The sequence below is a fragment of the Acidimicrobiales bacterium genome, assembly GCA_036378675.1.
In the GTDB taxonomy this organism is placed as follows: Bacteria; Actinomycetota; Acidimicrobiia; order Acidimicrobiales; family Palsa-688; genus DASUWA01.
Genome location: DASUWA010000055.1, coordinates 83,624 through 106,772 on the forward strand (window position 1 = coordinate 83,624; position 23,149 = coordinate 106,772).

General features: G+C 60.7%; 22 protein-coding genes. 12 read left to right on the forward strand and 10 right to left on the reverse strand.

Features of this window, described 5'->3' with window-relative positions:
- The first annotated feature begins 436 nt into the window (after positions 1 to 436).
- The 3 genes from VFZ97_17730 (at position 437) to VFZ97_17740 (ending at position 3,141) form a co-directional block, all read left to right on the forward strand.
- On the forward strand, positions 437 to 1,201 hold the full coding sequence (locus VFZ97_17730; GenBank protein HEX6395278.1) for a hypothetical protein: 765 nt from the start codon (positions 437 to 439) through the stop codon (positions 1,199 to 1,201).
- A gap of 112 nt (positions 1,202 to 1,313) precedes the next feature.
- A complete protein-coding gene (locus VFZ97_17735; GenBank protein HEX6395279.1) occupies positions 1,314 to 2,219 on the forward strand; it encodes a class I SAM-dependent methyltransferase in 906 nt (301 codons plus the stop codon).
- A gap of 112 nt (positions 2,220 to 2,331) precedes the next feature.
- Positions 2,332 to 3,141: a methyltransferase domain-containing protein gene (locus VFZ97_17740; GenBank protein HEX6395280.1), complete on the forward strand. Its 810-nt coding sequence runs from the start codon at positions 2,332 to 2,334 to the stop codon at positions 3,139 to 3,141.
- Positions 3,142 to 3,155: 14 nt separating this feature from the next.
- On the opposite strand, the gene VFZ97_17745 is transcribed toward VFZ97_17740, so the two are convergent.
- Complete coding sequence (locus VFZ97_17745; protein HEX6395281.1) at positions 3,156 to 3,872, reverse strand: class I SAM-dependent methyltransferase; 717 nt, start codon at positions 3,870 to 3,872, stop codon at positions 3,156 to 3,158.
- A gap of 369 nt (positions 3,873 to 4,241) precedes the next feature.
- On the opposite strand from VFZ97_17745, the gene VFZ97_17750 reads away from it, so the two are divergent.
- Together VFZ97_17750 and VFZ97_17755 are read left to right on the forward strand one after the other, a co-directional pair.
- Complete coding sequence (locus VFZ97_17750; protein HEX6395282.1) at positions 4,242 to 4,940, forward strand: sugar phosphate nucleotidyltransferase; 699 nt, start codon at positions 4,242 to 4,244, stop codon at positions 4,938 to 4,940.
- A gap of 13 nt (positions 4,941 to 4,953) precedes the next feature.
- On the forward strand, positions 4,954 to 5,940 hold the full coding sequence (locus VFZ97_17755) for a glycosyltransferase (protein ID HEX6395283.1): 987 nt from the start codon (positions 4,954 to 4,956) through the stop codon (positions 5,938 to 5,940).
- 19 nt (positions 5,941 to 5,959) lie between these two features.
- Here the strand turns inward: VFZ97_17755 and VFZ97_17760 are convergent, their stop codons facing one another.
- From VFZ97_17760 to VFZ97_17770, 3 genes are all read right to left on the reverse strand, one after another.
- Positions 5,960 to 7,084, reverse strand: a complete 1,125-nt coding sequence (locus VFZ97_17760) for a glycosyltransferase family 4 protein (GenBank protein HEX6395284.1) — start codon at positions 7,082 to 7,084, stop codon at positions 5,960 to 5,962.
- Positions 7,085 to 7,144: 60 nt separating this feature from the next.
- Complete coding sequence (locus VFZ97_17765; protein HEX6395285.1) at positions 7,145 to 7,999, reverse strand: glycosyltransferase; 855 nt, start codon at positions 7,997 to 7,999, stop codon at positions 7,145 to 7,147.
- Between the two features lie 202 nt (positions 8,000 to 8,201).
- Entirely contained in the window at positions 8,202 to 9,374 is a 1,173-nt protein-coding gene (locus VFZ97_17770; protein ID HEX6395286.1) for a glycosyltransferase, read from the reverse strand.
- Positions 9,375 to 9,629: 255 nt separating this feature from the next.
- Here VFZ97_17770 and VFZ97_17775 point away from each other — a divergent pair, with 255 nt between their 5' ends.
- From VFZ97_17775 to VFZ97_17800, 6 genes are all read left to right on the forward strand, one after another.
- Positions 9,630 to 11,153, forward strand: a complete 1,524-nt coding sequence (locus tag VFZ97_17775) for a hypothetical protein (protein ID HEX6395287.1) — start codon at positions 9,630 to 9,632, stop codon at positions 11,151 to 11,153.
- Between the two features lie 165 nt (positions 11,154 to 11,318).
- Positions 11,319 to 11,972, forward strand: a complete 654-nt coding sequence (locus VFZ97_17780) for a hypothetical protein (GenBank protein ID HEX6395288.1) — start codon at positions 11,319 to 11,321, stop codon at positions 11,970 to 11,972.
- Positions 11,965 to 12,771, forward strand: coding sequence for a CpsD/CapB family tyrosine-protein kinase (locus VFZ97_17785; protein ID HEX6395289.1), 807 nt, complete (start codon positions 11,965 to 11,967; stop codon positions 12,769 to 12,771). Before VFZ97_17780 ends, VFZ97_17785 begins: the two co-directional genes overlap by 8 nt.
- A gap of 17 nt (positions 12,772 to 12,788) precedes the next feature.
- The gene (locus VFZ97_17790) at positions 12,789 to 13,628 is read left to right on the forward strand and encodes a glycosyltransferase (GenBank protein ID HEX6395290.1); all 840 of its coding nucleotides are present in this window, start codon (positions 12,789 to 12,791) and stop codon (positions 13,626 to 13,628) included.
- Between the two features lie 18 nt (positions 13,629 to 13,646).
- A complete protein-coding gene (locus VFZ97_17795) occupies positions 13,647 to 14,783 on the forward strand; it encodes a glycosyltransferase family 4 protein (GenBank protein ID HEX6395291.1) in 1,137 nt (378 codons plus the stop codon).
- An 11-nt stretch (positions 14,784 to 14,794) separates the two neighbouring features.
- Positions 14,795 to 15,946: a glycosyltransferase family 1 protein gene (locus VFZ97_17800; GenBank protein HEX6395292.1), complete on the forward strand. Its 1,152-nt coding sequence runs from the start codon at positions 14,795 to 14,797 to the stop codon at positions 15,944 to 15,946.
- Here VFZ97_17800 and VFZ97_17805 read toward each other — a convergent pair.
- The 6 genes from VFZ97_17805 to lnt are packed head-to-tail and all read right to left on the reverse strand — an operon-like array spanning position 15,924 to position 22,312.
- Positions 15,924 to 17,123: a glycosyltransferase gene (locus VFZ97_17805; GenBank protein ID HEX6395293.1), complete on the reverse strand. Its 1,200-nt coding sequence runs from the start codon at positions 17,121 to 17,123 to the stop codon at positions 15,924 to 15,926. The two genes, VFZ97_17800 and VFZ97_17805, sit on opposite strands and share 23 nt — an antisense overlap.
- Before the next feature lie 5 nt (positions 17,124 to 17,128).
- Complete coding sequence (locus tag VFZ97_17810; protein HEX6395294.1) at positions 17,129 to 18,178, reverse strand: prenyltransferase/squalene oxidase repeat-containing protein; 1,050 nt, start codon at positions 18,176 to 18,178, stop codon at positions 17,129 to 17,131.
- Positions 18,175 to 18,891 carry a class I SAM-dependent methyltransferase gene (locus VFZ97_17815; GenBank protein HEX6395295.1) on the reverse strand — a complete coding sequence of 239 codons (717 nt, stop codon included), beginning with the start codon at positions 18,889 to 18,891 and terminating at the stop codon, positions 18,175 to 18,177. The genes VFZ97_17810 and VFZ97_17815 overlap by 4 nt, the downstream gene beginning before the upstream one ends.
- Positions 18,885 to 20,165, reverse strand: coding sequence for a glycosyltransferase family 4 protein (locus tag VFZ97_17820; protein HEX6395296.1), 1,281 nt, complete (start codon positions 20,163 to 20,165; stop codon positions 18,885 to 18,887). The genes VFZ97_17815 and VFZ97_17820 overlap by 7 nt, the downstream gene beginning before the upstream one ends.
- A gap of 34 nt (positions 20,166 to 20,199) precedes the next feature.
- Positions 20,200 to 20,775, reverse strand: coding sequence for a hypothetical protein (locus VFZ97_17825; GenBank protein HEX6395297.1), 576 nt, complete (start codon positions 20,773 to 20,775; stop codon positions 20,200 to 20,202).
- 10 nt (positions 20,776 to 20,785) lie between these two features.
- Positions 20,786 to 22,312: an apolipoprotein N-acyltransferase gene (lnt, locus tag VFZ97_17830; GenBank protein ID HEX6395298.1), complete on the reverse strand. Its 1,527-nt coding sequence runs from the start codon at positions 22,310 to 22,312 to the stop codon at positions 20,786 to 20,788.
- Positions 22,313 to 22,414: 102 nt separating this feature from the next.
- Between lnt and VFZ97_17835 the strand changes: the two genes are divergently transcribed.
- Positions 22,415 to 23,149, forward strand: a complete 735-nt coding sequence (locus VFZ97_17835) for a glycosyltransferase family 2 protein (protein HEX6395299.1) — start codon at positions 22,415 to 22,417, stop codon at positions 23,147 to 23,149.

The window sequence follows — 23,149 nt, forward strand, 5'->3', positions numbered from 1 at the left end:
GAAGAAATTTGTTGGACCCGACCCTACGACTTACTTACGGCGACGAAAAAAGAACCAAGGAGCAGCATATCGACCGACCTGTGAGGGCGATGGCCGAACCTAGCACCCTGACCCGGACGAGCCGGGCTCAAAGTCGGCTTTTGTGGCTCAGGCTTGTCTACTCAAACGTTTGACCACGAAGCTGCACAGCCGGATGAGACGTTCACTACACGATCGCGCCTAACTGGCGCGAAAAGGCGAGTTCGGAGGGTATGATAATTGTTTTGGGGGACGCAAAGGGAAGTGAGTGACGAGTCCGTCTCGGGGCATCTATTTTCTTGCCAACGATCCATACATTGGGTGGGTTCGAGCCTTCTTGGAGAGTTTGCGGGCGTGGAATCCCGGCATCGCCTTACGCCTCATCCCTTTCGATGACCGAATCGATGGAGTCATGAGCATGGCGAGCACATATGACTTCGCCATCCACTCGGGCCCCGGGTTAGAGGACCTGGACGAGTTGGGTCGGTCCCTTCTCATGGGCACCGGACTCGTACCAGGGACCTTTAGGAAACTGGCTTGCTTCTGGGGCCCGTTCGACCAATTCATCTTCCTGGATGCTGACATCATTGTGACAGTTGAGGTCGATCGATTGATCGCCACGCTTGACCAGCGTGAGTGCGACTTCGCGTTTGCGCACCCGACCGCGTGGGACAGCGTCTACACGTCAGCTCCGCTGCAAGCCGAAGTCCGGGCTGGAGGATACCAATCGGGTATCAACACCGGCGCGTGGGCGTCCCGACGCGGCCTCTTTTCACTCGATCTATTCCGGCGGCTCGGGACGGAGATCTTGCCTCGGCGACAGGAGCTCGTGCTCGATGGTGAGCAGAGCTTCGTCAATTGGAGCCTCTACCGACAGAGCGTGAAGGTCGACACCTTCTCCTCAGTGATGGAAGGTGGAGGCTTCTTATGGGCTGGCGACACTTTTCCCCTTCGAATTGCATTGAGCGAAGGGCGACCGATCCTTCAGGGAAAGTCCGGAGACCCGGCGTTCCTGGTCCATTGGGCAGGCTTCGGCCTAGGGGCTGGAATGCCGTACCGCGATCTATGGCGAAAATATCAGTGGCCAAGCACCAAGAAGTCAGCTCGTCTGGCTCGTGGCTTGGACCACGTAAGCGCGTTCGTCGCACGGGCGGGCAGACGTCTTCGGTCGTCAGCAACTTGAATCCGCGGCCTTTCCGGCGACAGCCCGGGATCCTGTGTCTCACATCTTGGCGGCCGAGCAGGCGCGTCCGTTTAACAGGCCGCGCGCCGTGGTCGCCTCTAGTCTGGGTTGAATGGTCGCCACCTTCTTAACCCGTGTCCGACTAGCCGTCGCCGCGGGCAAGGGCAAGTGGGAAGAGTTCATTCTCTTTGTGGGTCGGCGAACTTATCGACCTCGAACGGTTGCGGTACTCGAATACGAAGTTCGACCTGCAGCACGTTATGGCTGGGGTTGTCCGCCGCATAGCCGGCTGCTCGACCTACTTAGAAGCAGAGAAGAAGAATCTGAAGGCACCATCGAAGCAATCACGTCCGTTTCGGATGACCTTCTTTCCATCCCGGGGGGGCGAGGCTCGTCGGGAGATTTGTCATGGGACAACGACTGGTGGGGCGGCCTGGATGCGATGGTCCTTTACGCGGCTCTCCGAGATCGCAATCCCCAGAAATATGTCGAGGTCGGCTCGGGCTATAGCACGAGGTTCGCGAGACGTGCAGTATCCGACCACTCCCTGCGTACACAGATCGTCTCGCTTGATCCCCGGCCGCGAACCGATGTGGACGATCTCTGCGATACGGTCATACGTTCGCCGCTGGAACAAGCAGATCTAAGCGTATTCACAGGTCTTGGCGCAGGCGACATTGTCGTGATGGATGGTTCGCATACAGCCTTTATGAACTCTGATGCTGTCGTCTTTTTCCTCGACGTGCTTCCTAGCCTCGCTCCAGGAGTGCTTGTAGGGATCGACGACATCTTCCTACCTTGGGACTATCCACCCTCTTGGACCGGTCGCTGGTATGGCGAACAGTATCTGCTCGCATCGATGCTGCTGGCTGACGAACCTGGCTGGACTCTTCGATTCCCTGCCTGGTATCTGACTCAGGAGAGCGCGAACCAGAGTCGGTTTGAATCCCTGTGGCGCCACATAGACCCCGTGCACGGTCGATACGCCATGTCATTCTGGATGCAAAAGACCTCCTAACCGGGCGGGCAATGCCGGGGGGAGCTCGCAAACCCGGCGTCGCAGTTGCACAGCCACCCAGCGGGCAGCTAGCCACCGCGACTGGTGATTGGGAAGTAGTTATCGTGTGGAGATGGCCGCAAACCACGCCTTATCAGAACCGCAGGTGAAGGACGCAGTCTCGTCCGTTCGTGGTTGGTACCACACGTTAGACCTGCCGCATGGCGTCACCACCCCAGGCTGGTTCGACCTCCGGCCCCTAGTACAAAAGCTCCCCTGGCCTGACGTCTCGGGATTGAGGTGCCTCGATATCGCGACTTGGGACGGGTTCTTTGCTTTCGAGTTAGAAAGGCGAGGGGCCTCCGAGGTGGTTGCGACAGACATCGGAAGCCATCAGGAATGGGATTTCCTCCCGGGCACTGAAACCGCGGGGGCTGATTTCCACGAGGCCACGATGGGCGAAAAAGGGAAGGGTTTCCGAGTGGCCGCCGAATGCCTTGGCTCCCAGGCACGCCGCGAGGTTATCAACGTATATGACTTGTCTCCAGATCGGATCGGCACCTTCGATGTCGTGGTCTGTGGCGCACTTATGCTCCACTTGCGCGACCCGTTCCGCGCTCTAGCGGCCATCAGGAGCATCTGTGAGCGATACTTCTTGTCGATAGAGGCCGTAGACGTAAGCCGGGGATCGCTCCTCGGTCGACAACCCTCTCTGGTTCTTCAGGGCGCCCATGGACAGTGGGCGGTTCCCTCGCTGACTGGCCATCAACGAATGCTCGAAATGGCGGGATTCGACATTGTGCGGACGACACGACCATTTGTGGAGCCGATGGGTGTGGCCCATCCGACGCCCCATTGGTCGATAACCGACCGACTTCGAGGAATGTGGCTAGGCGGACTCGGGGTTCCTAAGGCTGCTGTACTTGGAGTGCCTCGCGGGTAAGGGGGGTACCTGCCTTACGACGAAGAGACATCCTGGGACGAATCCACGACACCGTGCTCTGTAGATTCTCGCGACGCGAGGTTTGGAGGTCGAGTCGCGATGTAAACCTCGTCGGGCGGCGCGATCGGCAATTGTGCGTAAACGCTGGGGTCGGCGGATAACCCATAACGGAGTACTAGATCCGGAGGAAGAAGGCGCGAGGGTTGTTCCATCCTCACGTTGAGTCCCACGTCGGAGAGTCGATCGGCGAAATCTCTTCCGTATAGTCGCACATGATCAAACTGCCAGTAGGCGGCAGCTCGCTGCGCCGCAGTGGTGAGGCTTGGGTCCTCGTAGGTGTGTTCCCGAGAGCCATCGATCGGCACCATGAGAATGGCAGAGCCACCGGGTTGCAATACCCTCAGTATCTCTTTCATCGCGGCACGGTCGTCCGCCACATGCTCCAACACATGGCTGGCGATCACCACGTCAAGGCTCGCCGTCCGAAAAGGTATCTGCTGAAGATCAAAGCGAATCATCACTGGAAGCTCCGCCAGGTCCCCCGTTATGTAAGTGACTCCGGCTTGTGCTTCAAGCCACGGACGCAGGGCAGCGTCCGGTGCCTGGTGAAGAACCCGCAGAGGCCGATCAAGGTTCGACAGCCACCCTCCAAGAAACACTCGCAGGGCCCGGTGGCGCTCCTCCGAAAAGCAGGTCGGGCACTTCGCATTGGGCCGGTTGTAGTCCGGCATGAAGCAACGAGACCGCCTGCGGCAACAGGGACACTCGACTGTTCTTCCTGCGTACAACAGCCGTCGGGTACTGCGCTGAATCGGACTGGAACCGATCAGCCACATAAGCCCGCGAAGACGGAAAGACTGAAGACTCCCAATCGCTGGCCACCGCGCCTTCAACCGGGACAACCGAGGCCTATCGACCAAGCGCCGCACGACGCCTTGGAAACGTTGCATGGCCCTCGCTAGTGCTACATGATCTCCAAGACCCAGTTGAACCCATAGCCCTCCCCCAAATGGTAACCGCTCACCTAAAGCGTTTTCACCAAACTTGAATGCTCCGTCGATACGATTAGCCCAGTGACTCCCGGCAGTATCTGGACCTTAGTGCTGTGCGGCGGCAAAGGGACTCGGGCATACCCACATACCCTCGAACTTCCCAAACCGTTGCTGGACGTAGCGGGACAACCCATCCTTCGACATGTGCTCGACATCTTCGCCCGACAGGGCGTCCGCCACTTCATACTCGCCGCGGGCTACAAGATCGCAATGATCCGTGAGTTCGCGACGACCCTCCCAGACGATTGGGAGGTCAAGGTCCTCGACACTGGAGAAGACGCCAATACGGGGTCCCGAATCCTCCAGTGCCGTCATCTGCTGAGGGAGCGATTCCTGGCCACGTACGGCGACGGCGTCGGGGACATAGACCTTCCGGCCCTGGTCCGCTTTCACGAGGCGAGTGGAGGAACGGCAACAATCACTACGGTCCCGTTGCCATCCCAGTTCGGGACAGTGGACACTGACGGGGCTGGTCGTGTCCTCGAGTTCAAGGAGAAGCCCAGGCTATTCGACCATTGGATCAATGGAGGGTTCTTCGTTTTCGAGCCGACCGTCTTCGCCACTTGGGCGGGAGACGACCTAGAAAAGGACGTACTGCCTGCGCTCGCCAGCGCTGGGCAACTGCACGCGTACAGGCATTTGGGATTCTGGAAGTCGATGGACACCTACAAGGACGCTATAGACCTCACTGACCTCGCCAAAAGCGGTCGACCTCCCTGGTTGAGGGAGCACGCGAACCCCAACTGACTAAAGTTTGGCCGTGCCACGGCCCGCCGGAGCGTCCGCGAGCCCACCGGACATCGCGGTGGTCGTTCCAACCTTTCGGAGAGTAGATGGGCTTGACCGCTTACTTCGAGCCTTGGCATTGCAGACGCTCCCTGTCGATCGATGGGAGTTGATAATCGTCGATGACTGTTCAGGATCGCCGATCGCCGAAACAATTGAAGAACTTGCGCGCAAAGCCCCTTTTCGCGCGCACGTGGTTCACGCTGACCGTAACGGCGGGCCGGGTAAGGCACGCAACCTTGGTTGGAAGTCGTGTGACGCTCCCTTTCTCTCGTTCACCGACGATGACTGTGTTCCGCACCCCGAATGGTTGGCTTCCGGTCTCTCGCTACTTCGATCCTCGCCGAGACTAGGAATAGTTCAGGGTCCCACGGTGCGGCCACCGGAAAGCGAGAATCACCGGATGACATGTTTCACGGTTGTTCGCGAGGTGCTCCGGCCAAGTCCGTGGTTTGAGGGTTGCAATCTGTTCTGGCGACGCGAAGCACTTGAATCCGTCGGAGGTTTCGACGAACAACTTGGGCGATTCGGCGAGGAGACATCTGCGGCTTGGTCGGCCATGGATTCAGGTTGGGAGCGCGGGTGGGCCGAAGACGGCGTCGTCGAACACTGTGTCGAGGAGCGCTCCTGGAAATGGCACCTCTGGTTCTACTATATGGACCGCAACACCGTCTATCTTGCGTCTAAGCATCCAGGACTTCGTTCGGAATTCTGGCGGCCATGGGCCTTGCGGAAAGAGAATGCCCTGTTCGCGTTGGCGGTTGCCGGCCTCCTTCTCGGCGCGCGTTGGCGTTTCGCTCTCCTTCTCACCGCCCCTTACCTCAAGTGGCTGCACCCGCCACTGCGCCACCCACGCTACTGGCCAGGGTGGCTCTCGACCGTGTTCTACATCACTGTGCACGCTGCGTCATTCGCCGGCAAACTCGAAGGCTCTGCCAAGAGCCGGATCTTTGTGGTGTGATCACGTTCCGCCGGCTCCCTCACGAGCGTGGGGCATGACGGCGATATATTTCCTCGAGCCGGGGGACTATGGAGCGCCGCCAATCGTATCGCTCAGAGGCTGCGCGGCAAGCCTCCGCAGTGCCATGAAGCTGAGCCAATTCGATTGCCAGACCGCAGGCCTCGGCAAGCTCAGTTGAGGTGGATCCGCTGGCAACCCCGATGCCTGGTTGGATCAGTTCGGCAGGGCCTCCACCGTCCTCCAAGGCAACGATTGGCGTACCACACGCTAGAGACTCAATAAGACAAAGACCGAACGCTTCGTGTTTCGACGGCAGGACCGTAGCCCAGGCCCGGCCATAGCGCAGACCTTGCTCGTCCGGCGAACCAAGACCCAGATGCATGACAGCATCCTTCGCTGCCGGTGGGCTGGCCGCGATCAGAGCGGAAGGATCTCCGGGCCCGGACAGCCACAGCTCGAGTTGCGGATGTTTCGCGCGCAGAATAGCGACTGCCTCGAGAAGCAGGCGAAGGTTCTTCCGCTCCTCGGCAAGAGTCCCTGAATACAGCAGTGCGGGTCGGTCGTGTCGGCGAGCTGAGGGAGTAAATCGGTCGATGTCGACTCCCCCGCTTACTACCTCGGCTGATCGGCTCCAGCCAGCTCTCAAACCTGCTGCAGAGGCTTGGGACAGACAAATGTACGAGTCGATGCGGGCCGCAACAAACTCGTGAAGTATCCGGTCGGGACGGTTGTTCCAGTAACCCTTCTCGGGAAGACCCAGCGAAGTGTGCACAGAACGAAACTTCCTCGGGCGAGCGAGGAGCGTGGCGCTTGCGGCATCCGCTGTGCCGAGTGCGTGCCACACGTCTACGGGACGTCGTGCCACCCAGGACAACGCCTGAAGTCCGAACGCGACTTCGTCAGACTGAGCGCCGAAGAACCTTTCTGGCAAGAATCTCCGTCGCAGGCGCTCAACCGGGACATCTTGGATGTTTGTGCGTTCCCTGTGAAGGCCAGTCGAGAGAATTGTGACTTGGTGCCCGGCCAGAGTTAAGGCTGACGCGACCTCGTGTAGATATCGTTCGCCCCCGCGTCTGACTTCGGGCCAAGAGTACACGTGCGACAGCACGATTCGCAGCGGGTCGTCACTCTTTTTTGTGTTCATCTCTGCACGAACAGCAAACCGGTTCGTGAACGCAACCGACGCATCAGATCGTCATCGTCCTCAGTCCTCAGCGTCGAGCCAGTTCCGCGGATCGAGGCGCAAACCGTATAGCAGTCCGCTGGCGAAGGCACCAAGCGCGGGTGGGCCGAAGCGTCGGTTCCACCGGAACACCGCCCGCTGGTACCCCAGGCGCCGGCGCAGAACGGGCCAACCCTCAGTGAAGGAACGTCTGAGCGCTGCCCCGGTGACAGCGCCACCGCCTCTCTCGTACCCCAAAGCGTTTCGACGGTTCTCTTCGGGGCTGCGCCAGTCCATGTGCTCAACCGGATCCGCCGCGGCGATCACGACGCGCCACCCCTTGCGACGGACGCGCAGGATGAAGTCATGGTCCTCCCCCGAAGCCGGGGTCCCTGGGCCAAGACGTTCGTCGAATCCGCCCGCGTCCAGGGCGGCTCGGCGGCGCACCGCAATCGCCGCCCCATGGGCGAAGCTCCACGGCTCGAACGGAGCCGGGCCCGGGAGAGGACCCGGGGCTTCGTCGACACCCGGCACGCGGGAGAGACCCCGCACGGGCCCGCACGCCAAGCCAACGTCACCTTCCGTAAACGGAGCCGCCATGGCGTCCGCCCACCCTGACGGAACGCGGACGTCGTCGTCGGTGATCAGCAGAAGCTCTCCCGAAGCCGCACGTATAGCGGTGTTCAGCTGCCGACACTTGCCCGGCGGTTCCACCCGCAAATGGATCGAGCGGACACCGACGGGCTCCTTCGCGTCTAGTAAGGCTCGGGCCGCATCGCCTCCGGCCTCGGCGACTATGAGCTCGTCGCCCTCGACCAGGCAAGCGCCAAGGCACGCCAGGGACTCGCGGAGCAGGGACGTTCTCCCCATCGTGCACACAATGGCGCTGACAGTCATTCGGCGGCTGGCCGGATTCACCGTGACCTCGGGGAACAGTCCGGTGCCCGCTAGTGGTCCTGCCCAGAGTCCACATCGTCATGCTGAACCCCCGGCTCCATGGGGGGAACGCTACATGACCACATTCGACGATGAGGACGACTGTCGACCGGCATACTTGAATCAGGGACCGATGCCGGGGAGACAGTCGGATTACCCTTCCTCAGGTAAACGGAGTCAACACTCCTTCCAAGTAGATCTTGGCTATCCGATCCCAGGAAAAGCGATCCTCGACCAAGCGGCGACCGGCCCTTGCTAATTGCTCTGCGTACGTGTCATCAGTAAGCAGTCGCACGATCCCTGAAGCCACGCCCTCGGCGTCCGCGGCGATCTCGGCCGATACTCCTTGTTGCAGACCGAGCCCTTCCAAACCCACAGGCGTTCCGACCACGGGGCGGCAGGCCGCCATGGCTTCGAGTGCCTTCAGTCGCGTTCCGGAACCGATCCTCACCGGCACGACCACGACTCGCGCCGAGGAGAGATACGGTCGGATGGACGGAACGTCGAAATGAGTGTCGACGCCCCTCTGCGCTGCTAGGCGCCGCATCCGGTGATCAGGCTGCCGACCGACAATTGCTACCGTCGCCATCGGAACTTCGTGGCGCACCAACGGGAGGATCTCACCGCAGAACCACAATGCCGCATCGACGTTCGGCTCGTAGTTGAACGAGCCGCTGAAGAGCAAACGGGGTGCTGACGGGATGGGTTCAGCGTTGAAGCGATCCAAGTCGACTCCGTTTGGAACGACGACCGCCCGCTCCAAGCCGGCCGCATCGGCATCAGAGACAGCGATGGTCACGTCGTAGCTTCGGCTTATCCATCGTTCGAGCCGGGCGGCGTTGTCAGCATCACCCTCGAGCAACCAGCGCACCCTACGCTTATGCGCGACGGCTGCTCCCTGCCTCGCCCGTACTGATATCAGGTTGTGAAGCGTGATCGCCCAACGATTCCTTTTTTGGGCGGGCAGGAGCGGTGCAAACCACTCGTGTTCGACCTGAACCAACGAATAGGAAGAGGTGTCACCCAGATGGCGATCCAGCAACTCTCGGGTGCGCCGTGCCCACCGGAGTTCCATCGGCGTTCTGAGCAGTGCGACGTCCCGCACATCACTGAGCCGGCGAACAAGTGCGGGCCGAATCGGTCCCTGGAACGGGGGTACCTCATGCACAGCTCTCAACGCTTGCCGCAGATCGCGGTTACGAAGAGAGCCGACCAAAAGCAAGTCGATCTCTGCCGAGTCGGATATCCGGGTCAATAGTTCGTATTGCCGGATACTCCCGCCCCCTAATTCAGGGTCCGGTACCTCGTCCGTGACCCACAGCAATTTGGGCTTCATGGTTTGAAGTACATGCGCATGGGTCGATGATCAATTCGTACACGGTACTCAGGAGGGTCGCACAGCACAATTGACCTTGAAGTCATTTGCCGCCATCAAACCCTTCCACCTCCCGCTTACAATCGTTTCGTGCAAGCAGGGCGGCCGGGATGGCCTTGGATGGGCCCAACTCCGCGGTGGGCGCGATCCGCTTCGTCCCGAGCCCAAGCCACCTGGGCTCTAGTCCTCAGAATCGCTGGTCGGACATGGATCTGGGTGACACCTCTTTTCGTCCTCGAGGTCATCCGGCATGGCGAGTCGAAGGCCATACGACTGATCGAACTCCTAATCGCCGTGGGACTTTTGTCGTTCCTGGTACGGAAGCCCTCCCGGGCACTTTCAGCGCTGGTCATCGGTCTGCCTTTCTCCACGATCGCCTTGGCGGCGTTACTCCGCATGGGGCTACCGGCGTCGGTCGTCAGGTCGCTGGGCTTCTGGAAAGAGGCGATGGTGCTCGGTATCGCTCTCGCCGCGCTACGCAGAGTCCTCAACAACAGATCTGCGGACCAGTCGCAGCGCCTAAAATTCGACAGGGCCGACCGCTTCGGTTTCGCGTACCTCGCTCTCGGAACTCTGTACCTGCTCCTTCCAGGTTTGTTCGTCGGCTCGGGCCCGGGGGCAGGATTGTCGTTCTACGCCCGGGAGCTGGGATGGCGAAGCGACGTGCTGTACGTGGGCCTGTTCCTTGTCGTCCGGCACTGCGGCCTGACGAGCGAGGAGGTCAACAGGCTCTTCCGCCAATTTGTCATCGTAGCTTCGGTTGTTGCCGGTGTCGGTATTTTCGAGTTCTTCGCTACGAACACCTGGGTTCGCTTCGTAACGAAGACGATCAAGCTTACGGATTATGAACTCCGGGTTCTCAGGATTGCCAACCCGACATACCAGGAGGTGTACGGATCAGTCGGCGGTCACCATTTCCCGCGGGTCGGATCGGTGCTACTCAACTATCTCGACGCGGGGTTCTACCTCGTGCTCGCGCTCGCCATAGCGGTTGAATTCTTTACCCGGGGACGACCAGGCTGGTTCGTTCGTCTGGGAGTGCCCCTTATTTCGGTGGCGCTCGTCTTCAATCAAGGTCGCGCCGCCTTGGTGGCGGGAGTGATCGCTGCATTGCTCGGACTTCGGACGCAGATCGGCAGATCCGTCGCGCACGCCGAACGGTTGGGCTTCGCTTTGGCCATTGCCCTTGTTGCTTGTATCCCGCTCATCGCGAGTAGCGGACTCGCTCATCACTACGTCGCGTCGCAGGGATCCAACACGAGTCACATCACCTCTACAAGGTACGGGCTGCAGGCGCTGTCAACGCACCCGATGGGCACGGGCCTCGCTACCGGCGCGGGCGCAGGGCAGTTGGCGTCACTGAAGGGATTGGAAACGACACAAACCTTCATTGTTAGCGAGGACGGTTACCTTAATATTGGCATTCAGTTGGGCTATGCGGGCCTCGCTCTTTATGTGCTCGCATTGCTCTATATGGTGCGGGCATTGCGCCCTCTGCCAGGATTGAATAGCGCCTCTTCTTACACTGGACCCGCGTTTGGGGCCAGGAATGGCCTAATCGGACTACTGATTGCCGGTCTTGTTCTGCAACCGTTCGTGAGCCAGGTCGTCGATTGGCCTGTATTTGCACTGTGTGGTGCCGGGGCCGCTGCTCTGGACTGCTCGCGGAAGGCCGCAGCCAAAGAACGGGAGGCAGTGCGGCCGTCCTTGGAGTTGGCCAGCTTCGCCCGAAAAGGCTGAAATTTCAGGCCCACGGAGAGAGCTGAGCCCTGGCTCGACTTAGGCACTAGTAGGATTGGGCTTAGGGAGGCAATGGTGGTGCCACGAGTGTTGGGCAAGGGAGTCTAAGCAGTGGAGCTTCGACGATATCTGCGTCTGCTCCGGCATCGATGGTTTTTTGTAGTCGTGACCGTGGCCGTCGGGTTGGCGGCTGGGTACCTCATAACACCGAGAACGGCGTTGTATCGGGCCAACGCCGTGCTCTACGTCGGGCCTGGACAGCTTGCCCAAAATCCAGCCGAACTGTATGCACTGCCCGGGCTCAATCAGATCCTTTATACCTTCACCCAAATGATTCCTAATCCTGTGATCGCTCAGAAGACGATTTCGGCGACAGGAGTTCCACGGAATGCCCAAGAAGTAACCAGCGAGACCAAGGCCACGGTGGTCCCGGGTTCAAACCTAATCGCTGTGACGGTTACCGATCCGGATCCGCTGGTGGCTGAACGACTGGCGAACGGAATGAGCGCTTCGTTTGTCTCCCAGATTCAGAGCTATTCGCCCGGGGCCTCGGCCGGTCCCGGTACGATCCCTGCCGAGCCGGCGTACGTGTTTCAGAACGCGAGCCTGCCCATTGCGCCGCTGTCCAATGGGCTCACACGTCATCTTGAGCTGGGCGCGATCTTTGGATTTGTCGTTGCCGTGGCGCTGGTGTTGCTGCTCGACTACCTCGATATCACTGTAAGAAACCCGGAGGATCTCGAGCGGAAGCTCGATCTTCCGGTACTCGGGATAATCCCGCTACGGGGTGGTCTCGTCGAAAGACAATCCGTTGGCTAAATCACTCAAATCCACCGCCAGCTACGCATCGCGCTCGTCCTGGGACACTTCGACGGCGTTCGAAGAGTCCTTCCGTATTCTTCGCTCGAACCTCTCGGTGGCTCTTGCCGACACGGAGCGCCCAACGGTGATCGTCACCAGTGCGAGTCCCGAAGAGGGCAAGACCCTGACGTGTGTCAACCTGGCGTTTGCCTTCGCTGCGGCGGGACGCCGAACAGTCCTCGTCGACCTCGACTTGCGCCACCCGAACGCCCACCGTCTCGTCAACGCGCACAACGAATATGGTGTTTCGGAAGTGCTGCTAGGCAAGCGCAAGTTGGAAGACACGCTCCAGTACGTCGAGCTACCGGCACAGCCGAGCGGACTTCAGACCGGCCTCTACTTCCTCGGAACCGGGGCGGACGTAGCCAGTCCTGCCGAACTACTGGGAACTGGACGCACCTCGCGCCTGTTGAGCGGTTTGGCGGAGCAGGCAGACTTGGTGCTGATCGACACCCCACCTGTTCTGCCGGTTGCCGATACTCTCGTCATTGGGCGCATCGCGTCCGGCGCGTTACTCGTGACCGCTGCAAGGTCGTCATCGACGATTGCGGTGTCCAAGGCCAAGGACCTACTCATCCGTAATCAAACGAGGTTATTTGGTGTGGTCTTGAACAAGTTCCGCGCGAGCGACGCCTCATTTGGATTTGGCTACGGGTATGGGTACGGATCCGGTGCTTCTTCGGAACCCGAAGCAGTTGGCTCGGACACACCCAGCCGCAATGGAGCCGATTCCGCTCACATTCCTGGCACGTTGTAGCGACTGAGCCGCCAGCCATGGATGTTTTGGACCGTTTCCGAGAGGTCAAACGGGTCGCGGTGCTAGTCGAGAGATTCGGCCTGCTCCAGTCCGTGCTCCGTCTCCAAAGCAGGCGGCGGCTTCGCCGCCTGCGCCCCGGGGTCACGATCGTGATCGCAACATGGAACAGTGACGAGTTCCTTCCGATCGCGCTCAAAGGCATCCGTCGGTTCACCGATGCCACGACCCAGATTCTCGTGGTGGACAATCACAGCGATGTCAACCCCCGTCCGCTCTGTGATCTCTTCTCGGCGCGGTTGATCAGGCTGCCAGCCAACTTGCGTCATAGCGTCGCGCTCGACATCGGATTCTTGCTTAGCTCGACGGAATACGTGATGAGCCTGGACGCCGATGCATTCCCTTTCAGCGAAAGCTGGCTGCCGACCTTCTTGGAACCGTTAGGAAAGGGATTCGACGTCGTCGGCTGCGAATGTGCCCGAGAATACGCTCACCCTTGCTGTCTCGCGATGCGCACGGAAACCTTTGTCTCCGGAAGACACACCTTCAGGGCACAGGAGTCTCAGGATGGTGGGCATGAAGGGTGGAACGACGTTGGCGAGCTGATCAGCCGTCGCGCCGGACCGGACCGCGTAGCGATCGTTCCGAAGACCGATAGTGTCCATGGTGGCGAGTGGTTTGTTGGGGCAACATTCGGCGATGTCGTCTATCACAACGCCTACTCCTCGAGGCACCTTCATCTCCCGAGCCCCAACAGCGATGGTTTGGATCCTTCCGAGGATTTCGTCATGACCCGTCATTTCGCCCTTGACACATGGAATGAGGCGCTCGGGCGCTGGGGCCCGGCCACCTGGCACTGAGCGCCTCCTGACCAAAGAATGCTGACCGCCAAGCGACCGTCCTCCGTCACGTTCTTCGACGCCTACCCCCACGTGACCGGGGGTAGCCACCAGGTATCGATAACGATCGCCACGGAGTTACGGTCCCGGACCGGGGTGCACTTTCTGACGACCGGTGAAGGTCCCTTCACAGAGGAGCTTGACAGCCTTGGGTTCGACCGGTCTGTCGTCCAGTTGCCCGGGTCGCTCATGACTTACGGACACAACACCCAGGGACACAAGGCGATGCTCGCCGCATCCTTGCTGCCACTGGCGTGGGACCGGATCCGCCGACGCATCCCCCCGGGCACAGATATCCTGCACGCGAGTGACCTGCGTGGCGTTCTTTTAGCCGGTCCTGCAGCTAGGGCAATGAAGGTGCCTGTGGTGTGGCACGTTCACTTGGGCGAGCGCTCCACCACTTTGAATCGCCTCGCCGGCCTCACCTCCAACTCGATCGTCATTCCTGATCCATCCACCCTCGAGAGCGCTCCGGGACTTCCGATGCAGAAGGTTCAGGTCGTCCCCAACGCAGTACAACACGATGTCCTCGCGAGGGATCCCGTCACCCGCGGTGGCTGCCGGCTCGTCACATCGTCGCGTCTTGTTCCCCAAAAGGGACTTGATCTTCTCCTCGAAGCTGTAGCGTCAGTCCGAAACTCGTTTTCTGCTATCCGGCTCGACGTATTCGGAGGCGAGCAAAAAGGGTACGAGGCATACGCTCGCAAGATACGGCTTCGACTGACGGAACTTGGTCTCGATCAGACCGTGACGCTCAGGGGCCACCGTTCTCGTCCGTACACGTACTGGTCAGAGGCAGCTGTCTACGTTCAAGCATCAAGATGGGAGAACTACCCGGTAGCGGTACTGGAAGCGATGGCTTTGGGGCTTCCAGTTGTCGCAACTGACGTTGGTGCGATGGCCAAGATCGTGGAGAATGGGCGTACCGGCATCCTTGTACCTCCTGGCGATCCGCCGTCGTTGGCTCTTGCGATCATCCGGCTTCTGGATAATCCGGTTGAAGCCGACGCCATGGGATCGGCAGGACGTGAACGAGTCCTCCGGGACTTCGTGCCATCGGTCATGGCGAACAGGATTATGTCGATTTTCGAAGCCGTAACCGTAGGTTCGAATTGAGCACCGTCCTGTTGTACGGCCATCGCCTCGAGCAGCCGGGTGCCACTGGAATCGGCTACTACGTTCGACGACTGATTCCTGCCATCGCGTCCAGCGAACACCACGGCATTACCTACTCAGTTGGCGCGTCCCCTGAGCCTCCTTCTGAGATCGGGCCACCGCCGGGTCTTCCGATACTGCGGCCAAACGTTCCTCGATCCCAATGGTCTCGAAGAATGCTCCACCTGTCCTGGTTGGTGAGTGGTCGCCCGCGGGTGGATCGCGCATTCCGAAAACCCGATCTGCTGCACATCCTCTATCCAGCGATACCCGTTCCGACCCGTGCCCGTTTGGTGTTCACCATCCACGACCTCATGCCCCTGGCCAATCCGGACTGGGTGACCCGTTATGAGCACATACGGTATGTACGTAGCTTCAAGCAGGCGGCAGATCGAGCCGAGATGCTCATAGCCGACTCCCACAAGACCGCACGCGAGATACCCGAAATACTGGGTGTGGAGGAAAGCCGCATACGAGTGGTCCACCTTGGAGTTGATCCAGTGTTCTGGGTGCCAGTTGACCGGAGTCACATCGATGAGGCCTGCAGGAAGTACGAGCTCGTTCCGGGTCGATATTTCGTCGTCCTCGGCAACGTGTCGGCCCGTAAGAACCTCCAGGTAGTTCTCAATGCCCTTGCCACAATCACCACCCAACTCGACTACCCGGTAGTCGCGATCGGTCCCCGAGGACTCGGTGTGGATGCCATCGAGGACCAGATCGAACGCCTCGGTCTCCGCCACCTGGTTCGGCTGCCCGGATGGTTGCCAGAGTCAGAAATGCTCGCGTTGATGCACGGGGCTGTCGCCCTGCTACATCCGTCGCGCGACGAAGGCTTCGGGCTCACGCCACTCGAGGGAATGGCCGCGGCAATCCCGGTAGCCGCCTCGAACAGCGGCTCGATTCCCGAGGTCACCGCCGATGCTGCGTTGCTCAACGACCCGGATGACGCGGATGGTTGGTCTAACGCCATACTCCGAATGGCACGGGACGACGAACTCCGGGCTGAAATGATCGCTCGCGGGCAAGCACGGGCACGGTTGTTCACGTGGGAGCGAACGGCCAAGGAGACAATCGCCGTACACCAGGAATTGCTGTCGGGAATCACCCCAACATCTCAGCGATAAAGCCGACGTACCGTGCGCCGATGGCACTCCACGAGTACCGTTCTTCAACGAGGTGTCGTGCTTGTTGAGTCAGGACAGAAGCGTGATCGTCGTCATCCAACAAGCGACAAACCCGATCAGAGAACGATTGGGGATCATCTGCGATCTCTGCATTGATCCGATCGGCTATCTCGAGGCCCCCGAGTCCCACTGATGTGCCAACCACCGGTCGACCTGCCGCCATCGCTTCGAGGGCCTTGAGCCTTGTCCCCGTACCGATTTTCAACGGCACGACTGAGACACGCGCCGCTCGCAGATGTGGAACGACATCGGGGACGTCTTCATGGACGCGCACGCCAGGAAGTCGGCCGAGATCTCGTATCTCGGGCGGGGCATTGGACCCGACTATGTCGAGAGTAACGTCCGTACGGACTCGCCTGACCAAGGGTAAAACGTCGTGGCAGAACCAAAGCAGCCCGTAATAGTTCGGACCAGTGTTGAGTGCGCCCGTGAAGATGAGCCTCGGTTCGTCGGGCAGGTCAGTCGGCCGGAAGCGCTCGATGTCGACGCCATTGGGTATGACCTCGGAACGGCGACCCCTTCGGTCTCTGAAGTGAACTGCATCCTCAGAGGACACGGTTACGACCCGGTCATAGCGTGATGGCTGCTTCGATTCCCAACGCTCCCAGATTCTTGAGTCTCGGGAGTGGAGCCATGCCTGGCGCCCTCCGCTGTTGATGGCTTGCTCCTGTCGCTCCATCACGGACCCGACGTTGTGAAGGGTAAGGATCCAGGGTTGCTCTAAGTCCGCCCGATAATCGATGAGCGGCGCGAGGCCCGCGTATTCCACGATGACGGCCTCGGCGTCCGTGCCTCCCAAAGGCCCAGCCAGAGCCTTGCGAAGACCGCGAAAGTTGGACACCTCACGAGGCTCACGGCCGTACAGAACCACAGCCAGATCCCGAGTCCTTCTCGCCCATTTCGATCGAGTGGCCCAATCGGTAGCCGGCGCATCGATCAGGTGAAACGATGAGACCGCCTCTCGCACCAACAGGTCCTTTGACTCCCGGTTGGCGTAGAGCCCTATCTCCGCAACCTCGGCCAGCGCCAGGAGAAGATACGCCTGGCGAATCTGGCCTCCTCCACCGTGGCGATCAGGGACGAACGGCGTGACCCACGTGATACTGGGGCGCCTCATAGGCCCTAAAGGTCGCCGAGCGTCTCGACGACTCCCGATAGGTCACGGACCTCGGCGAGTGTCTCACCTCTGAACAGACCCGAGGAGGGACCTCCGCCGTAGATAGCATGGTCGGCCAACAACACTGCGGCAGCGGTATATGTGGTCCTCTCGCCACCGGGGTATCTGACGCACTGCGGATGTACACAGCCAGTCCAGTAAGCCCCATCGTCGTCTCGCAGGTGTCGGGTCCAGTCGAGCAGCCTCTCTGCTTCATCGGACATACCGACTGCGTCGAGAGCCATGACACATTCCGCCGTTTCAGCGGCAGTGACCCAGGATTGATCAGCCACGCACCGAATTCCCACGCCTTGAATGACGAACTCAGACCAGCGGGAAGTCAGTCGGTCACGACCCGACTGACGATCTACCGCACCGGAAAGTACCGGGTAGTACCAGTCCATAGCCCATCTGTGTTTCGGAGCAAAGCTCTGGGGCCGATGGACAATTGCTTCAACGATCAAATCCGCTGCCAGCTCCCACTCGGGCTTCTCGTATCCGAGGTATTCGGCAATGGCGACGGCACAGCGCAGACTGTGGTGTATCGACGACGTTGAGGTGAGCAAGGCGTAACGGCCGAGGTGACCGTCTGGGTCCATCGACCACAGGACTTCGCCGCCGGGCTGCTGTAACCGGAGGACGAAACCGATTGCTTTCTCGATTGCCGGCCACATCGACTCGAGAAAGCCCGAATCTCCTGTCAGCAGGTAGTGCCACCAAGAGCCCGTAGCGACGTAAGCCCCTACGTTGGGGTCCCTCCGAGGATCCTCAACTCCGTCGGCGAGATAGTAACGGCACCACGTGCCGTTGGGCAGTTGACTATCAATGAGCCACTGGTAGGCCCTCTCAGCGTCGGTCCGCTGTCCCCCCAACATCAAGGCCATTGCGGCCTCGGTGTGGTTCCACGGATCGGAGTGACCTCCATGAAACCAAGGAATCATCCCGTCCGGTCGCTGTATGGACGCGATCCAGTCGACGGTGTCGGCGACTTCCCTCGTTGTCAAGGGATGGCTCACGAGGGTTTCCTCACGTAGATAACAAGGCTCTTTCCGAGCAATGGATTCAGAACAGCGTCGGGGACGCGAGTCAGTGGAGTGGCAGCCGTGATATCCCAGACCAGCAGCCGATGGTAGGCACGGACGAGAGGGTGGGTGTCATCCCGGACGCCGACGGCTGCCTTTAACCACCAGTAGGGGCTATGAAGAGCATGCGCGTGATGTGTCGCGAATACCTTCAGGTCAGCATCCCTCAGACGTTCCACAAGAGCCGACTTCCGGTAGATGCGGATATGGCCGCCCGGATTGCTGTGGTACTCGTCGGAGAGTGCCCAGGTGAGCAGTTCGGGCCACCATCTGGGCACGGTTATCGCCATTGTCCCGCCGGGCCTGATGACTCGGGCGAGTTCCGAGATGGCAGTTCGGTCGTCTCGGATGTGCTCCAAGACTTCAGCAGCGATTACCCGGTCGAACGTCTGGCTGGCAAAGGGAAGCTTCAATGCGTCACCCGCAACAGGAAAGCCACCGCCATAGGTTCGCTGACCCCCAGCTTCCTCGAGCAACGCTGTCATCAGAGCGGAAACATCCTTGACTTCCAACTCGTCCGCATCGAGCGCGGTTACGTTCGCTCCCAGTCGCATGGCTTCGAACGCGTGACGACCACCTCCCGCCCCCAGGTCGAGAACATGATCACCCGGTTTCACGCCGAGCACTGGGTATCGAACAGTCAGCACCTAACCGACCAGGTACGCGTTTTGTGGTCCTCGATGGTCCAGCGGTAGTGCTCCGCGGTGGCGCTAGCACACGCCTGCCACGTGTACCGCTCCAGCACTCGCCGCCGGCCGGCCGAGGAGAGTCTCGCTGCCAACTCGGGCTCGTCCAGAACCGTGCGGATAGCTTCCGCCAGAGCACCTGGGTCACCAGGGGCCACCAGGAGACCCGTCTTGCCGTCTTCACCCACGACCTCTGGCAGGGCACCACCGGTCGTGGCGACGAGCGGTACTCCGCAGGCGAGCGCCTCAACCGCGGGCAACGAGAACCCCTCGTAGAGGGATGGCACCACCGCGACCTGGGCTTGTGCATAAAGTTCGACCATCCGGTCATCGCTGACGGCGGACTCAAAGGTGACCGCGCCTTGCAGCCCCAGCCTTTCGATCGCTCCCGCGACCGGTGACTCGGCGCGGAGCCTGCCGACCACCAGGAGATGGGCGTCAGGCCGCTCGGTGCGAAGCTTGGCAACCGCTTCCACCAGCGGAAGGAGACCCTTGAAGGGCACATCTGCGCTGGCCGTGGTCATGATCCGACCGGGTACCTTCGGAATCTCAGGTCGAGGGCGGAAGTGCGTGTGGTCGGCGCCTATCGGGACCACAGCTAGCTGTTCGGACCGCAGGCCGTACTGCTCAACAATGTCGCGCTTCGATGACGAGGAGACCGTCAGAACACGAGGAATCTGGCGTGCGACCTTCATTTGCATCCCGAGAAAGCCGTACCAGCGGCGCAAAGTCACCCTGCGGCGGAGGTTCTCGGCGTGCTCGATGTCGAGCGTCTTGTCGACCGTGACTGGATGGTGGCACGTGCCGAGCAGAGGCCATCCGTCGGCCATGACGCCGAGAAGGCTCCGACCGAAGGTTTGGTTGTCATGCACCACGTCGTACTGCCCCGCACGCGCAGCGAGCGCCCTCCGGACCCTCCAGCTAAACGTTCTGGGCTCCGGGAACCCAGCCGTGCACATGAGCCCGAATTCGGCCAGGTCGATCGGAGACCTGAACTCCCACGGAAGTGGGACGCGAAACGGGTCCGGCTCTCTGTACAGGTCCAGGCTGGGCACAGGCACGAAGCCGGTTCCTTCGTCTAGCACGGGCCAAGGCTGACCCGCGAACACGGTCACCTCGTGGCCGAGGTTGACCAATTCCCTCGCGAGGTACCTCGTGTATACCCCCTGACCTCCCGAGTGTGGGTTGCCGCGATAGACCAGGAGAGCTACTCGAAGGGCATCGGTCCCGGCCATGAGGTACAAACTGTTATCGCCGGAAGCCTTCAGGTCAAACTGGTTCGATCAGATCGGCGAACCCGGTTGCCAGAGCTACCAACCGGTCCCGCGTTCTGATGTAGACCCCTAAGGGTTTCCCGATGGGATCGGGAACGTCCTCGGACAGCGGCAGGTCCAGAATTCGGGCGCGATGGCGGCCTGCGCCAATACGAGCCACCCACGAATCCAGGGACTCGTCCGATCGTCTTGCCGGACTGGCCTCCCCCAGGCGCACCAGCTCCGAGAAGGTGAACGTTCGTGACCAGGTGGTCGGGTCCACTAGCGAGAGATCGACGACGTGCTGCCTGGTCATCCCGACCACGATCCGGGCGGAATCCAATAGAGCCTCTGAAAGCGCCCTGCTCCTGTGCGGGGACAGGTCGTAACCGAGCGGGCCCATGACCTCTAGTACCTCAGGCGGGCAGGGGATGCCCTCGCTTACGAACCCTCCCGAAGCGACGTTGAATGCAGAGCCGCGTTCCGAGAGCAGGCGGGTCAGTATGGCTGCCGCCATCGGGGACCGACACTGGTTCCCGGTGCACACGAGCAGGATGTCCACCCCGGGAAGGTCGGTTTCGCCTTGGCTCACTATCGCAATGTCATCTTTCCGGGGGGCCGGTTTGTCGTGGCAACCGAGAGTCCCATCTGGCGATAACCAGCGCGAACAGAAGAAGAAGGGCCGAGACAATTGCGAACGGACCGTCACCCACCGCTACGTACACAGTTGTACCGGACTCACGGTTGGCCGTCCCCTCGATAACAGTCTGCATGCCGAGAATCGATCGATTTAGGATCCGTCCCGAGGGCGTAACGATCGCTGAATATCCCGTTGGAGTGACCTGAAGTACCCATCGTCCGGTTTCCCACGCGCGCAAACGGGCGGCGGCCAATTCCTGTGTCGGAACCTGGCTCGAACGATATGAGGCGGTGTTCGTCGGGACAATCAAGATCTGCCCGCCCGACCGGACTCCACCTCGCGCCCTTTCGTCGAAGAAAACCTCGTACGACACCATCACCCCCAGAGGTGCCGCCGGAGTCTTCATATATCCCGCGCCGTGACCCGCGATCGCGTCCAGCGGGACGTCGGACACGTTGAACAGCCGGGCAATGACCGAACGGAAGGGCACGTACTCGCCGAACGGAACCAGATGATTCTTCACGTAGGTAGCGGTGACGGCGCCGGACGAAGACCAAGCCGCCACTTCGTTGAGGTAGTGCTTTGTTCCGACGTCCTGTTCGACACCGACAACCACGGTGGACGCCAGATTCTGCGCGAGCCCGGCGATTTCCGCCGCGTCTGCACTGTTCGTGAACGCCTGGTCAGTCTGCAGTATCCCTTCAGGCATCACCACCAAATCGACAGGCCCGTATATTCCTTGTGCCGCGGTTAAGTGGCGGTCGAATACTACCTGGGGGTCAGTGTGAATCGCCCTCGTTCCACGCGGACCACCCCCTTGGACGAGCGCGATCTTCAATGGTGAGAGATGTCCCCCAAAGCCTGCCGGCGAGAGCCGGCCGGCAATCGGCACAGCCACCGCGGCGGCTGCAAACAGTGCAAGGGCTCGAGGTGCTGCGCCTGCGGCCGATCGTGACTTTCCGAGGCGGTTAGGCCGGTGGGTTCCAGCTCTCCAGCCGAGGGCGACTCGGATCGCTTGAGCAATCGTCACTCCGACGAGGACGGTCTCGCCGGTCAACAACAGGCTTCCTCCGAGGCGGGTGCTTGGCACGAGAGGAGAAGCAGCTTGGCCGAGGGAGGTGCCACCGAGCGGGAAACCGCCCAACGGAAATCTCGCTCGAACCCAGTCGCTGAGGATGAACGCCGCCGGCATCGCCAACCCAAGTGTCCCTGGCCGACGGACCGGGACGATCAGCAGCGTCGATGCGACGAACAACGCCCCCAGGATCATGAGAGCGGCGCAACCAGGAATCGAGAACTCACTGACCCATGCGAGCCCGACCACATACTGGCCGAGACCGGCACCGAATCCGAGAGCAAAGCGGTCGCGGGCCGGACGCCCAGGCAACGCTAGTGCGATCCCGGCGAATCCCACCCAAGCGAGAGGCCAGAATCCGAAGGGCGGAACGGAGAGCGCGATCAATAGGCCACATACGACACCAGTAGCCACCCATTGCAGGATCACCGCGATTTGTCGCCGACCGCCGCGGGTCCGGGATGCTGACTGGCTCGGGGTAGTCGATTGGCGACGGTCACTTAGCATGAGGGATTAATGATCTCGGTCGTCATGCCGGCACACAACGAGGAGGGATACCTCGAGCAGGCCGTCGGGACGGTTGTGGCTGGCCTCCGTGAGAGAGGCCAAGAGTTCGAGGTCATCATCGCGGAAAACGGGTCGAGCGACCGAACACCCGAAGAACTCGGATCGTTGGAGTCGACTTACGAGGAGGTCACTGGTATCCGCCTCCCGGCTCCGGACTATGGCAGAGCGCTACGATCGGGATTCCTCGCTTCTCGCGGGGACATCGTTGTGAACTTCGACGTCGACTTCGTGGATCTGCGTTTCCTGGACGAGGCTGTCGAGCGATTCAAGGACTCTGAAGTAGCGCTGGTGGTCGGTTCCAAACGCGCGCCAGGAGCTCTCGACCGAAGGAGCCCAGGCAGGAGGGTCGTGACCAACGTCTTCTCTTCGCTACTGCGTTACGGTTTCGGGCTTCAGGTCAGCGATACCCATGGCATCAAGGCCATGAGGCGACAAACCCTTGAACCCTTCGTGAGGATCTGCAGCTTCGGCGAAGACGTGTTTGACACCGAGCTAATTCTCCGAGCGGAACGGGCCGGGGTCCGCGTCGTCGAGGTACCAGTCGACGTCACAGAGCTGCGACCCCCTCGCACCTCCATCTGGTCCCGTATCCCCAGGTCATTGGTTCGCCTTGTGCAGCTTCGTGCTCGGCTATGGCGAGAGCGAATTGGTGGTGACGGCAAGGCTGGAAAGACCATCGGATAA

Bases quoted from the DNA above. Each gene is read 5' to 3' on its own strand.
- VFZ97_17730 (HEX6395278.1), top strand. From the start codon at position 437: ATGGCGAGCACATATGACTTCGCCATCCACTCGGGCCCCGGGTTAGAG.
- VFZ97_17735 (HEX6395279.1), top strand. From the start codon at position 1,314: ATGGTCGCCACCTTCTTAACCCGTGTCCGACTAGCCGTCGCCGCGGGC.
- VFZ97_17740 (HEX6395280.1), top strand. From the start codon at position 2,332: ATGGCCGCAAACCACGCCTTATCAGAACCGCAGGTGAAGGACGCAGTC.
- VFZ97_17745 (HEX6395281.1), bottom strand. From the start codon at position 3,872: ATGCCGGACTACAACCGGCCCAATGCGAAGTGCCCGACCTGCTTTTCG.
- VFZ97_17760 (HEX6395284.1), bottom strand. From the start codon at position 7,084: ATGAACACAAAAAAGAGTGACGACCCGCTGCGAATCGTGCTGTCGCAC.
- VFZ97_17765 (HEX6395285.1), bottom strand. From the start codon at position 7,999: ATGACTGTCAGCGCCATTGTGTGCACGATGGGGAGAACGTCCCTGCTC.
- VFZ97_17770 (HEX6395286.1), bottom strand. From the start codon at position 9,374: ATGAAGCCCAAATTGCTGTGGGTCACGGACGAGGTACCGGACCCTGAA.
- VFZ97_17790 (HEX6395290.1), top strand. From the start codon at position 12,789: ATGGATGTTTTGGACCGTTTCCGAGAGGTCAAACGGGTCGCGGTGCTA.
- VFZ97_17795 (HEX6395291.1), top strand. From the start codon at position 13,647: ATGCTGACCGCCAAGCGACCGTCCTCCGTCACGTTCTTCGACGCCTAC.
- VFZ97_17805 (HEX6395293.1), bottom strand. From the start codon at position 17,123: ATGAGGCGCCCCAGTATCACGTGGGTCACGCCGTTCGTCCCTGATCGC.
- VFZ97_17820 (HEX6395296.1), bottom strand. From the start codon at position 20,165: ATGGCCGGGACCGATGCCCTTCGAGTAGCTCTCCTGGTCTATCGCGGC.
- VFZ97_17835 (HEX6395299.1), top strand. From the start codon at position 22,415: ATGATCTCGGTCGTCATGCCGGCACACAACGAGGAGGGATACCTCGAG.